Source organism: Ottowia sp. (assembly GCF_016703145.1).
Lineage (GTDB): Bacteria > Pseudomonadota > Gammaproteobacteria > Burkholderiales > Burkholderiaceae_C > Ottowia.
Window position 1 is genome coordinate 1,548,469 of sequence record NZ_JADJCO010000003.1, and the last position, 12,244, is coordinate 1,560,712.

Sequence of the window (12,244 nt, forward strand, 5' to 3'; positions counted from 1 at the left end):
GGAGGACCGCGACATGACGCAAAAAAGCAAACTGATCGCCTTCGTGCTGTGCGGCATCGGCCTGCTGGTGCTGCCGCTCATCCTGCAGCAGTTCGGCAATGCCTGGGTGCGCATCGCCGACATCGCCCTGCTGTACGTGATGCTGGCGCTGGGCCTGAACATCGTGGTGGGCTACGCCGGCCTGCTGGACCTGGGCTACGTGGCCTTCTTCGCCGTCGGCGCCTACATGTACGCGCTGCTGGCCTCGCCGCACCTGACCTCCACCTTCCCGGCGCTGGCGGCGATGTTCCCCACGGGCTTCCACACCTCGCTGTGGCTGGTGATCCCGCTGGCGCTGGCGCTGGCCGGCGTGGTGGGCGTGCTGCTGGGCGCGCCCACGCTCAAGCTGCGCGGCGACTACCTGGCCATCGTCACGCTGGGCTTCGGCGAGATCATCCGCATCTTCCTGAACAACCTGGACCACCCGTACAACATCACCAACGGCCCCAAGGGCGTGAGCCAGATCGACTCGGTCAAGATCCTCGGGCTGGACCTGGGCAAGAAGGTGGACGTCGGCGGCTTCGAGATCGCCTCGGTCACGCTGTACTACTACCTGTTCCTGGTGCTGGTGCTCTTCACCGTGGTCATCTGCCAGCGGCTGCAGGACTCGCGCGTGGGCCGCGCCTGGATGGCCATCCGCGAGGACGAGATCGCCGCCAAGGCCATGGGCCTGAACACGCGCAACCTCAAGCTGCTGGCCTTCGGCATGGGCGCCTCGTTCGGCGGCGTGTCGGGCGTGATGTTCGGCGCCTTTCAGGGCTTCGTGTCGCCGGAATCGTTCAGCCTGATGGAGTCGGTGATGATCGTCGCCATGGTGGTGCTGGGCGGCATCGGCCACCTGCCGGGCGTGATCCTGGGCGCCGTGCTGCTGGCCGCGCTGCCCGAGGTGCTGCGCTACGTCGCCGGGCCGCTGCAGGCCATGACCGACGGGCGGCTGGACTCGGCCATCCTGCGCCAGTTGCTGATCGCGCTGGCCATGATCGTCATCATGCTGCTGCGCCCGCGCGGGCTGTGGCCCTCGCCCGAGCACGGCAAGGCGCGGCGCGGCTTCGGCGGCAAGGCGATGCCCACGTCGGCGCAGCAGAATCCGCCGGGCATCGACTTCCCCGGCGACGCCGTCCCGGCACCACCGAGAACCGCCAGTTCTCGGTCAACCCGTAGGGCGAGGAGGGCGCACACCATGAGCGACGCGCAAACCGTTCTCAACGTCCAGGGCGTGTCCAAGCGCTTCGGCGGCCTGCAGGCCCTGTCCGACGTGGGCCTGACCATCCGGCGCGGCCAGGTCTACGGCCTGATCGGCCCCAATGGCGCCGGCAAGACCACCTTCTTCAACGTCATCACGGGCCTGTACACGCCCGACAGCGGCAGCTTCGAGCTGGCCGGCAAGCCCTACAAGCCCGCCGCCGTGCACGAGGTGGCCAAGGCCGGCATCGCCCGCACCTTCCAGAACATCCGCCTGTTCGCCGAGATGACGGCGCTGGAGAACGTGATGGTGGGCCGCCACATCCGCACCGGCTCGGGCGTGTTCGGCGCCATCTTCCGCACCCGCGGCTTCAAGGCCGAGGAGGACGCCATCGCCGAGCGCGCGCAGGAGCTGCTCGATTACGTCGGCATCGGCAAGTACGCGCACTACCGCTCGCGCACGCTGTCCTACGGCGACCAGCGCCGGCTGGAGATCGCCCGCGCGCTGGCCACCGACCCGCAATTGATCGCGCTGGACGAGCCCGCCGCCGGCATGAACGCCACCGAGAAGGTGATGCTGCGCGAGCTGATCGACCGCATCCGCAAGGACAACCGCACCATTTTGCTGATCGAGCACGACGTGAAGCTGGTGATGGGCCTGTGCGACCGCGTCACCGTGCTCGACTACGGCAAGCAGATCGCCGAGGGCACGCCGGCCGAGGTGCAGAAGAACGAGAAAGTCATCGAAGCCTATCTGGGCACCGGCGGTCACTGACGCAACGACAAAGGCGACCATGGCACAGACATTGTTGAAGGTTTCCGGCCTGCAGGTGGCCTATGGCGGCATCCAGGCCGTCAAGGGCGTGGACTTCGAGGTGCGCGAGGGCGAGCTGGTGTCGCTGATCGGCTCCAACGGCGCCGGCAAGACCACCACCATGAAGGCCATCACCGGCACGCTGCCGCTGGCCGGCGGCACCATCGAGTACCTGGGCAAGTCCATCAAGGGCCAGGGCCCGTGGGATCTGGTCAAGCAGGGCCTGGCCATGGTGCCGGAAGGGCGCGGCGTGTTCACGCGCATGACCATCGCCGAGAACCTGCTGATGGGCGCCTACATCCGCCGCGACAAGGCGGGCATCGGCGAGGACATGGAGCGCATCTTCGCCATCTTCCCGCGCCTGCGCGAGCGCAAGGATCAGCTCGCCGGCACCATGTCCGGCGGTGAGCAGCAGATGCTGGCCATGGGCCGCGCGCTGATGAGCCGGCCCAAGCTGCTGCTGCTCGACGAGCCGTCGATGGGCCTGTCGCCCATCATGGTGGACAAGGTGTTCGAGGTCGTGCGCGACGTCTACGCCCAGGGCGTCACCGTCCTGCTGGTCGAGCAGAACGCCAGCCGCGCGCTGGCCCTGGCCGACCGCGGCTACGTCATGGAGTCGGGCCTCATCACCATGGCGGGCACGGGCAAGGACCTGCTGGCCGACTCGCGCGTGCGCGCCGCCTATCTGGGCGAGTGACGCAGCACGGCACTCTTTCCAAAGCAAAAAGCCACGCGGGCCCGCGTGGCTTTTTGCTTTGTTGCTATGAAAGATGAAGCGGTCAATCCACCTTCGCGCCCGACCGCTTGACCACCGCTTCATAGCGCGCCCGCTCGCGCGCCATGAACTGGCCGAACTGCTCTGGCGTGGTCGGCACCGGCTCGGCCATGAGCAGGGCGAAGCGCTGCTGCGTCTCGGGCGCCTTCAGCGCGGCGGTGAAGGCGGCGTTCAGCCGGTCGACCACGTCCCGCGGCGTGCCGGCCGGCGCCACCAGGCCCCACCAGGTGTCCACCTCGAAGCCGGGGAGGGTCTCGGCCATGGCCGGCACCTTGGGCATCAGCGCCGAGCGCCTGGCGCTGGTCACGGCCAGGGCCTTCAGCTTGCCGGACTTGATGTTGGCGGCGGCGGTGGCCAGGTTGTCGATGTTGAAGTCCACCTGGCCGGACAGCAGCGCCAGTTGCGCCGGGTTGCCGCCGTTGTAGGGGATGTGCACGGCGAAGATGCCCGCGCCCTGCTTGAACATCTCGCCCGCCAAGTGGCCGGCCGAGCCGTTGCCGCCGGAGCCGTAGTTGAGCTTGCCGGGGTTCTTGCGGGCGTACGTGATCAGATCGGCCAGGCTGTCGATCTTCAGCCGCGCGGCGGCGGCGGCCTGGTTCATCACCAGCACGTTGGGCACGCGCACCATCTGCGTGATGGGGAGCGAAGTCCTTGCCCGCGTCGTAGGGCATGCGGCTGAACAGCCAGGGGTTGATGGCGTGCGTGGCCACGGCGGCGATGCCGATGGTGGTGCCGTCCGGCGCGGCCTTGGCCACCATGTCGGAGCCGATGTTGCCGCCGGCGCCGGGCTTGTTCTCGACCACGATGGTGCCCAGTGGCGCCTGCACCCGCTCGGCCAGCGCGCGGGCGGTCACGTCGATGGGGCCGCCGGGCGCGTAGGGCACGATCAGGCGGATGGGCTTGGCGGGCGCCTGCGCGAGGGCACCGCCGGCGGCGGCCAGGGCCAGGGCGGCCGTGACGAGAGAACGTCGTTGCATGGTGATTTTTGAATGAAATTGGCCTGAAACCCGCGTGGATATTTCGGAATAAGCTATCGAAAGATGAGTAAACGGGTCACGCCGCCACCTTGTCCGCCTCGCTGGTGAAGGCGTCGGCGTAGAACTCGTGCTCCGGCAGGCCGGCCTGCTGCACGAAGTCGTGGCGCGCCGAATCGACCACGATGGGCGCGCCGCAGGCGTAGACCTGGTGGCCCGACAGGTCGGCGAAGTCCTCCAGCACCGCGCGGTGCACGAAGCCGGTGCGGCCGCGCCATCCGTCCTCGGGCAGGGCGTCGGAGATCACGGGCACGTACTTCAGGTGCGGCATCTCGGCCAGCTTGTCCAGCACCCAGCCGTCCAGGTACAGGTCGTGCGGACGGCGGCCGCCCCAGTACAGCACGGCGTCGCGCGTGATGCCCATGAACTGCATGTGCTCGATGATCGCCTTGATCGGCGCGAAGCCCGTGCCGGAGGCCAGCAGGACGATGGGGTTGGGCGCATCGTCGCGCAGGTGGAAGCTGCCGTAGGGGCCCTCGATGCGCAAGATCTCCTTTTCCTTCATGGCGCCGAACACGTGGTCGGTGAACTTGCCGCCCGGCATGTGGCGCACGTGCAGGTCGACCATCGGCGCGCCGCTCTCGATCAGCGTGTGCGGCGCGTTGGCCATGCTGTAGCTGCGCCGCGCGCCATCGCGCAGGATGAACTCGACGTACTGGCCGGCGTGGTACTGCACCACGTCGTTGGCCGGCAGCTGCAGCTTGATGCGCATGACGTCGTGCGACAGCCGCTCCAACTGCGCCACGCGCGCCGGCATCTTCTTGATCGGGAAGGCGCCCGCGTGCGTGACCTGGCGCGACTCCAGCACCACGTCGCTGGTGGCCGTGCCGCAGCAGGTCAGCACGTAGCCCTGGGCTTCTTCCTCGGCGCTGAGGGCCTTGTCCTGGTGCGGGCCGTGGACGACGGTGCCGGAGATCTTGCGGCACTTGCACGAGCCGCAGGCGCCGTCCTTGCAGCCGTAGGGCAGGCCGATGCCCTGGCGGATGCCGGCGGTGAGCATGGGCTCGCCGGGTTCGGTCGTGAAGCTGCGGCCGCTGGGCTCGACGGTGATGGTGTGGGTCATGGGGTTGGGTATTCTCGTGCGGTCCCTGCCGCCTGATCGGAGCCAAGATTTTGCCCTCAAACCAAAGCCCTCTCGGCGCGCTGCCGGCGCGTTTTCGACGCGCGCGCGTGCTCATCGTCGGCTGTGGCGACGTGGGCCAGCGCGCGGCGCGCCTGCTGGCGCCGCGCGTGCGCGTGCTGGCCCTGGTCCGCGGTGCCACCGAGCCTCCGCGCGCCGCCGGGCTGCGCGCGCGTGGCATCCAGCCGCTGGCGGGCGACCTGGACGACGCCGCCAGCCTGCGGCGGCTGGCGGGCATCGCCACGCGCGTGATCCACCTCGCGCCGCCGCCCGGCCAGGGCGAGGGCGACGCGCGCACGCAGGCGCTGCTGCGCGCGCTGGCGCGCCGCGCCGCGCCGGTGGCGCTGGTCTACGGCTCCACCAGCGGCGTGTACGGCGACTGCGGCGGCGCGTGGGTCGGCGAGACGCGCGCGGTGAACCCCCGGACGGCCCGCGCCCGCGCCCGCGTCGCGGCCGAAGGCCACGTGCGCGCCTTCGGCCGCGCCACCGGCGCGCGCGCCAGCATCCTGCGCATCCCCGGCATCTACGCGCCCGACCGCGAAGGCGGCACGCCGCGCGAGCGCCTGCTGCGGCGCACCCCCGTGCTGGCGGCGCCCGACGACGTGTTCACCAACCACATCCACGCCGACGACCTGGCGCGCGCCTGCGTGCTGGCGCTGTGGCGCGGGGCGCCGCAGCGCGTCTACCACGCCAGCGACGACAGCCAGTGGCGGATGGGCGAGTACTTCGACCTGGCGGCCGACCTGTACGGCCTGCCGCGCCTGCCGCGCATCGGCCGCGCCGAGGCGCGCGAGCAACTGTCGCCGCTGCGGCTGTCCTTCATGAGTGAGTCGCGCCGGCTCGACAACCGGCGCCTGAAGCAGGAGCTGCGGCTGCGGCTGCGCCACGCCACGCCAGCGACGGGGTTGCTATCCTGAAGTCGGCCGCAAAGGGCGTCCTTCCGTGTCGGGTAAAGCGGCGGGTCTTGCCGTCGCAGGGCCGGTGCCGCTAGGCTTGCGCGCTTGTCGATCGCGCCGTGGCGCGGCCCCATCCCTCCGAAAGGACGAGACCCCATGATCCGCATCGAACCACCGCCGTCGCCGTCGCCGCGCCGCGCCTTCCTGGCCGGCACCGGCGCCCTGGCCCTGGGGGGCTTGCTGGCCTCGCCGGTGCCGCGGGCGCAGCAGCCCCCGGCCGGCACCTACGCGCCGACGCGCGGCCAGGCCGGCAAGGACGTGATCTGGATTCCCTCGCCCGACGCGCTGGTCACGCGCATGCTGCGCCTGGCGCAGGTGACGCCGGAGGACTACGTGATCGACCTCGGCTCGGGCGACGGCAAGATCGTCATCGCCGCCGCGCGCGAGGGCGCGCGGGGACTGGGGATCGAATACAACACCGACCTGGTCGAGCTGTCGCGCCTCCATGCCCAGCAGGCCCAGGTGGCGGCGCGCGCGCGCTTCGAGAAGGCGGACATCTTCGAGTCCGACTTCTCGCGCGCCACGGTGGTGACCATGTACCTGCTGCCGCACTTGAACCTGCGGCTGCGGCCCCGCATCATGGCGCTGCGGCCCGGCACGCGCGTGGTGTCGCACGAGTTCCGCATGGGCCTCTGGCGCCCGGACGAGACCTCGCGCGTCGGCGCCGCGTCGGTGCATCTGTGGCTGGTGCCCGCCAACGCCGGCGGCGACTGGGACCTGAGCTTTCCGCATGCCGGCGGCCGGTCCACCGTGCGGATGTCGTTGCGCCAGGCGTTCCAGGACTTGAGCGGCACCGTCGCCTTCAAGGACTTCGAGACCGGCTTGCGCGAAGCCAGGGTGGCGGGCGAGCAGGTGCGCTTCGGCTTCATCGACGAGGCGGGGCACCTGCGCCGCTTCGAGGGCCGGGTGGCCGGCAACCGCATCGCCGGCACGGTGCACGACCTGACGGCGGGCACGCGCGCGCCGTTCAGCGCGCTGCGCACCGGCGACATGCCGCCCATCGAAGGGGCCGGCCCCGCGCCGGAGAACGAGGCGGAACGGCTGTCCAGCGAATGAACGACGCCGACGGCGACGCCGCGCAGCCGCAACCCACGCTGCGGCTGCGCGAGGCGGTCGCGATCATCGTCGGCATCGTCATCGGCGCCGGCATCTTCAAGGCGCCGTCGCTGGTGGCGCAGTTCACCGGCTCCACCGGCTGGATGCTGGCCGCCTGGGCGGCGGGCGGGCTGGTCTCGCTGATCGGCGCGCTGTGCTACGCGGAGCTGGCGGCCGCCTGGCCGCACGCCGGCGGCGACTACCACTTCCTGCACCGGGCCTACGGGCGGCGCGTGGCCTTCCTGTTCGCGTGGGCGCGCTTCGCGGTCATCACCACGGGGTCGATCGCACTGCTGGCCTTCGTCTTCGGCGACTACATGGGCACCCTCGTGCCGCTGGGCGCGCACGGCTCGGCGGCATGGGGCGGGCTGGCCATCGTGGTGCTCACGGGGCTGAATGCGCGCGGCATCCGCGCCAGCGCGGGCACGCAAAGCTGGCTCACCCTGGCCGAGGTGCTGGGGCTGGTGCTGGTGGCGGCGGCCGGCCTGTGGCTGTGGCTGGACCCCGGCCACGCCATGCCCGCCGCCACGGCGGCCGTGCCCCCGGCGGGCGCGCCCAGCCTGTCGATGCTGGGGCTGGCGATGGTGTTCGTGCTGCTCACTTACGGCGGCTGGAACGAGGCCGCCTACCTCAGCGCCGAACTGCGCGGCTCGCGCCGCGGCATGCTGCACGCGCTGGTGATCAGCATCGCGCTCATCACCGCGCTGTACCTGCTGGTCAACCTGGCCTACGTCTACGGCCTGGGGCTGGAGGGCATGGCCGCCAGCGAGGCGGTGGCGGCCGACCTGCTGGGCCGGGCCTTCGGCCGCGCGGGCGAGACGCTGGTGGCGCTGATGGTGGCCGTCGCCGCGCTGACCTCGATCAACGCCACCATGATCGTCGGCGCGCGCACCAGCTTCGCGGTGGGGCGCGACTGGCCCGCGCTGCGCGTGCTGGGGCGCTGGCGGGCCGACCGGGGCGTGCCGGCCGTGGCGCTGTACGCGCAGTCGGCGTTCGCGCTGGCGCTGGTGGTCTTCGGCGCCAGTCTGCGCGGGGGCTTCCAGGCCATGGTGGACTACACGGCGCCGGTGTTCTGGAGCTTTTTCTTCCTGTGCGCCGTCGCGCTGATCGTGCTGCGCGTGCGCGAGCCGCGGGCGCCGCGCCCGTTCAAGGTGCCGCTGTACCCGCTGCTGCCCATCGCGTTCGCCGCCGTGTGCCTGTACATGCTGTGGTCGTCCCTCGCCTACGTGAAGGCCGGCGCGCTGGCCGGGGTGGGCGTGCTGGCCATCGGCGCGCTGGGGTTGCCGTGGCTGGCGGCGCGGGAGGGCGCTGGCGCGCGCGGATAGAAGGACGGGTCTCCTACAGCTGAACGCTCCGCTGGAGGGCAGGGGCGGGCTGGGGTCGGCGTTAAAACGAAGGTGCGGGAAGGTGTTCTGCCCGCCCATCGTCCATGCTCAAGGAGAGCCCATGAAACCCCTCACCACGCAACAGCCGAGCGACACATCCATCGACCCGGACCTGGCCGAACAGGCGCGCCCAGGCCACGGGGTGCCTTCGCAGGACCCGGCGCCCGAGGCCCAGTTTCCCCTTGCCCCCGAGGAGCGGGAGCGTGAATCGAAGTCGGTGTTCACCGGCGGCGGCGCCCTGGTCGGCGCGGCCACGGGCGCCGCCGTGGGCATGGCGGTCGCAGGCCCGGTCGGCGTGCTGGTCGGCGGCACCGTGGGCGTGGTCGCCGGCGCGCTGGGTGGCGCCGCCGCGGGGGAGTTGATGGACACGGAGGACCCCTTTGGCGCTGACTCGCCATCCGCGGACGAGCGCCCCGCCCGCGGCGACGGGAAGGGCTGAATCTTCAGAGGGTGTGCGGGATTGGGGTGCGGGCGTCGTGCGGGAAAGCACTGCCGCATGCCAGCGAGGAGCGTAGCGTTTGCCTGCATGTCCACCTGGGGTGGTGCCCGAGGCCGGAATCGAACCGGCACGCCTTGCGGCGGGGGATTTTCTTCCCACTTCGGCTTTCGCCGCCGCCGTCTCCGAAGAAACGGCGTTCGTGGGCTGGAGCACGCCTTCACCATAGCCTTGCGGCCGTAGGTGCCCGCCGTCTGCTCTCTACACCTTCCCAGGAGCCTTTCGACTCAAGGGCTTGGCTCGGTATTAGCTCGAACTTGCGTTCAGGGCCTTCGCCGAGTTTGACGGGCTTCACTTCAAGGGTTTCCCCGAGAAGGCTCAAATTAGGTCTGAGTCCCCTGCGTCTACCAATTTCACCACTCGGGCTAGAACGCAACTTTCCTGTACTACTCACTACGGCCCGCTACGACCCATCCCGAAACGGTCTGGCTCCTAGCTGGCCCCTGATACAAAAAGCGAGCTTTTGGACTGGCTTCTTGATTTCCCTGCAAACCATTGGCTGGCGCGGCCTGGCGAGTGATCGCTGAAGACCCGGTATACGTAGAAGTCCCTATTTTTGAGTCTGCTGCGTCTACCGATTTCGCCACCCGGGCGGCGCGAGAGCAAGCCAGAAATTATGGCACAGTGCGGTGCATGAACTACCCGACGATCGAAGACGCCATCGGCCGCACGCCGCTGGTGCGGCTGCAGCGCGTGGGCGCGCAGGACAACGCCGCGCGCGGCAACGTGGTGCTGGCCAAGCTGGAAGGCAACAACCCCGCGGGCTCGGTGAAAGACCGGCCGGCGCTGTCGATGATCCAGCGCGCCGAGGAGCGCGGCGAGATCAAGCCGGGTGACACGCTGATCGAGGCCACCTCGGGCAACACCGGCATCGCGCTGGCCATGGCGGCGGCCATCAAGGGCTACCGCATGGTGCTGATCATGCCGGAGGACCTGTCGGTCGAGCGCGCGCAGACCATGAAGGCGTTCGGCGCCGAGCTGATCCTGACTCCGCGCTCCGGCGGCATGGAGTATGCGCGCGACCTGGCCGACAAGCTGGTGTCGCAGGGCAAGGGCCGCGTGCTGGACCAGTTCGCCAACCCCGACAACCCCCGCATCCACTACGAGACCACCGGCCCCGAGCTGTGGGAGCAGACCGGCGGGCACATCACGCACTTCGTGTCGGCCATGGGCACCACGGGCACCATCACGGGCGTGTCGCGCTTCCTGAAGGAGAAGAACCCGCAGGTGCGCATCGTCGGTGCGCAGCCGGCGGAGGGCTCGCGCATCCCGGGCATCCGCAAGTGGCCCGAGGAATACCTGCCGAAGATCTACGACCCCACGGCGGTTGATGAGCTGGTGCTGGTCGATCAGGGCGACGCCGAGGAGATGGCGCGGCGCCTGGCGCGCGAGGAGGGCATCTTCGGCGGCATCTCCTCCGGCGGCGCGGTCTGGGTGGCGCAGCAGATCGCCGCGCGCGAGCAGGGCGCCACCATCGCGTTCGTCGTCTGCGACCGGGGCGACCGCTACCTGTCCACCGGCGTGTTCCCGGCCTGATATCTCGTTTTTAAGAGAAATCGGCCTGGAGCCGGCTCCGATATTGCATCGATAGCTATAATAAGGATAGCGTTTGAACGCCTGGAACTACTGCCCCGCCTGCGCCACGCCGCTGGCCATGATCGCGCAGGAGGAGGACGGCGGCGCCGTCGAGCGCCTACGCTGCCCGGCCTGCGGCTTCACCCACTGGAACAACCCGGTGCCCGTGCTGGCGGCCATCGTCGAGGTCGGTGGCCGGGTGCTGCTGGCGCGCAACGCGGCCTGGCCGAGCAAGATGTTCGCGCTCATCACCGGCTTCATGGAGGCGGGCGAGACGCCGCAGGAGGGCATCGCGCGCGAGGTCAAGGAGGAGACCAACCTCGACGTGCGCGCGCTGAACCTGGTGGGCGTGTACGACTTCCAGCGCATGAACCAGGTCATCATCGCCTACCACGTGGTGGCCGAGGGCGAGGTGCGGCTGTCGCCCGAATTGGTGGACTACCGGCTCTATGACTTGCCTGACCTGCGCTGCTGGCCGGCCGGCACGGGCCATGCGCTGGCGGACTGGCTGCGCTCGCGCGGGCACGAGCCGGTGTACTTCACGCCCGAGGAAAACGCCGAGCGGCGGCGCGGGCTCGATTGACCGACAATTCCCGCATGGACATTGCGAAAGAAGTCGACGCGCGCGGGCTCAACTGCCCGCTGCCCATTCTCAAGGCCAAGAAGGCGCTGTCCGAGCTGCACAGCGGCGAGTTGCTGAAGGTGCTGTGCACCGACGCCGGCTCGGTGCGCGACTTCCAGGCCTTCGCCAAGCAGACCGGCAACGCGCTGGTCGACCAGCAGGCCGTGGGCGATGAATTCGTCCACGTGCTGCGGCGGCGTTGAGGCCGCTCAGAGCGCCAGCGTCTTCAGGTATTCGCGGAACGGCGCACCCATCTCCGGGTGCTGCAGGCCCAGCTCGACGGTGGCCTGCAGGAAACCTTCCTTGCTACCACAATCGTAGCGCTTGCCGCTGTACTGGTAGGCGTAGACGTGCTCCTTGGCCATCAGCCGCGCGATGGCGTCGGTGAGCTGGATCTCGCCGCCCGCGCCCGGCCGCTGTTGGCGCAGTTCCTCGAAGATGCGCGGCGTGAGCACGTAGCGCCCGGCCACGCCCATGCGCGAGGGCGCCTGGCCGGGGTCGGGCTTCTCGACGATGCGCTCGATGCCGATCAGGCGCTCGCCCGCCGGCGTGCCGGCCACGATGCCGTAGCGCCTGACCTGGTCGGGCGGCACCTCCTGCACCGCCAGCACCGAGCGGCCCAGCGACGCGAAGGCCTCGACCATCTGCGCCAGCACCGGCTGCCCGCCCGGCGGGCCGACCATCAGATCGTCGGCCAGCAGCACGGCGAACGGGTGCTCGCCCACGATGTGCGCGGCGCACAGCACCGCGTGGCCCAGGCCCAGCGAGCGCGGCTGGCGCACGTAGGTGCAGTCCATGTCGGCGGGCTGTACCGCGCGCACCACGTCCAGCAGCGCCTGCTTGCCGGCGGCTTCCAGTTCGTTCTCCAACTCGTAGGCGGTGTCGAAGTGGTCCTCGATGGCGCGCTTGCTGCGGCCGGTGACGAACACCATGTGGCGCACGCCGGCGGCGTAGGCTTCTTCCACCGCGTACTGGATGAGGGGTTTGTCCACGATGGGCAGCATCTCTTTCGGGCTGGCCTTGGTGGCCGGCAGAAAGCGCGTGCCGAGCCCCGCGACCGGAAAAACAGCGGTATGAACCTGACGTGAAGCTTGCATGAAAGTCGCGGTGCGGATGGTAAAGTGCCGCCGAGCCAGCAGCCGACCCGTGAA

Annotated in this window: 11 protein-coding genes and 2 pseudogenes; 10 read left to right on the forward strand and 3 right to left on the reverse strand. The window is 70.0% G+C overall.

The genetic code is table 11. The features are described from left to right. Positions 1-13 precede the first annotated feature (13 nt). The 3 genes and pseudogenes from IPG65_RS11225 to IPG65_RS11235 all read left to right on the forward strand — a co-directional run. A pseudogene (locus IPG65_RS11225) lies at positions 14-1,078 on the forward strand (ABC transporter ATP-binding protein); the annotation flags it as partial. Between the two features lie 141 nt (positions 1,079-1,219). Next, entirely contained in the window at positions 1,220-1,996 is a 777-nt protein-coding gene (locus IPG65_RS11230; RefSeq protein ID WP_293190073.1) for an ABC transporter ATP-binding protein, read from the forward strand. Between the two features lie 19 nt (positions 1,997-2,015). Then, positions 2,016-2,732: an ABC transporter ATP-binding protein gene (locus tag IPG65_RS11235; RefSeq protein ID WP_293189431.1), complete on the forward strand. Its 717-nt coding sequence runs from the start codon at positions 2,016-2,018 to the stop codon at positions 2,730-2,732. Positions 2,733-2,814: 82 nt separating this feature from the next. On the opposite strand, the pseudogene IPG65_RS11240 reads toward IPG65_RS11235, so the two are convergent. Together IPG65_RS11240 and IPG65_RS11245 are read right to left on the reverse strand one after the other, a co-directional pair. Next, positions 2,815-3,787: pseudogene (locus IPG65_RS11240) on the reverse strand (tripartite tricarboxylate transporter substrate binding protein). Positions 3,788-3,863: 76 nt separating this feature from the next. Continuing rightward, a complete protein-coding gene (locus tag IPG65_RS11245; protein WP_293189433.1) occupies positions 3,864-4,907 on the reverse strand; it encodes a CDP-6-deoxy-delta-3,4-glucoseen reductase in 1,044 nt (347 codons plus the stop codon). Between the two features lie 50 nt (positions 4,908-4,957). Between IPG65_RS11245 and IPG65_RS11250 the strand changes: the two genes are divergently transcribed. The 7 genes from IPG65_RS11250 to IPG65_RS11280 all read left to right on the forward strand — a co-directional run bounded on the left by IPG65_RS11250 (position 4,958) and on the right by IPG65_RS11280 (position 11,296). Continuing rightward, a complete protein-coding gene (locus IPG65_RS11250) occupies positions 4,958-5,881 on the forward strand; it encodes an NAD-dependent epimerase/dehydratase family protein (protein ID WP_293189435.1) in 924 nt (307 codons plus the stop codon). Positions 5,882-6,016: 135 nt separating this feature from the next. Further along, positions 6,017-6,976, forward strand: a complete 960-nt coding sequence (locus tag IPG65_RS11255) for a methyltransferase domain-containing protein (protein ID WP_293189437.1) — start codon at positions 6,017-6,019, stop codon at positions 6,974-6,976. After that, positions 6,973-8,340: an amino acid permease gene (locus IPG65_RS11260; protein WP_293189439.1), complete on the forward strand. Its 1,368-nt coding sequence runs from the start codon at positions 6,973-6,975 to the stop codon at positions 8,338-8,340. Before IPG65_RS11255 ends, IPG65_RS11260 begins: the two co-directional genes overlap by 4 nt. Before the next feature lie 121 nt (positions 8,341-8,461). After that, positions 8,462-8,839, forward strand: a complete 378-nt coding sequence (locus IPG65_RS11265; protein ID WP_293189441.1) for a bacteriocin — start codon at positions 8,462-8,464, stop codon at positions 8,837-8,839. A 690-nt stretch (positions 8,840-9,529) separates the two neighbouring features. Next, positions 9,530-10,432, forward strand: a complete 903-nt coding sequence (gene cysM, locus IPG65_RS11270) for a cysteine synthase CysM (protein WP_293189443.1) — start codon at positions 9,530-9,532, stop codon at positions 10,430-10,432. Between the two features lie 73 nt (positions 10,433-10,505). Beyond that, on the forward strand, positions 10,506-11,054 hold the full coding sequence (locus IPG65_RS11275; protein ID WP_293189445.1) for an NUDIX hydrolase: 549 nt from the start codon (positions 10,506-10,508) through the stop codon (positions 11,052-11,054). A 14-nt stretch (positions 11,055-11,068) separates the two neighbouring features. Further along, positions 11,069-11,296: a sulfurtransferase TusA family protein gene (locus IPG65_RS11280; RefSeq protein ID WP_293189447.1), complete on the forward strand. Its 228-nt coding sequence runs from the start codon at positions 11,069-11,071 to the stop codon at positions 11,294-11,296. A 6-nt stretch (positions 11,297-11,302) separates the two neighbouring features. Here the strand turns inward: IPG65_RS11280 and galU are convergent, their stop codons facing one another. Then, the gene (galU, locus tag IPG65_RS11285; RefSeq protein WP_293189449.1) at positions 11,303-12,190 is read right to left on the reverse strand and encodes a UTP--glucose-1-phosphate uridylyltransferase GalU; all 888 of its coding nucleotides are present in this window, start codon (positions 12,188-12,190) and stop codon (positions 11,303-11,305) included. Between the last annotated feature and the right edge of the window lie 54 nt (positions 12,191-12,244).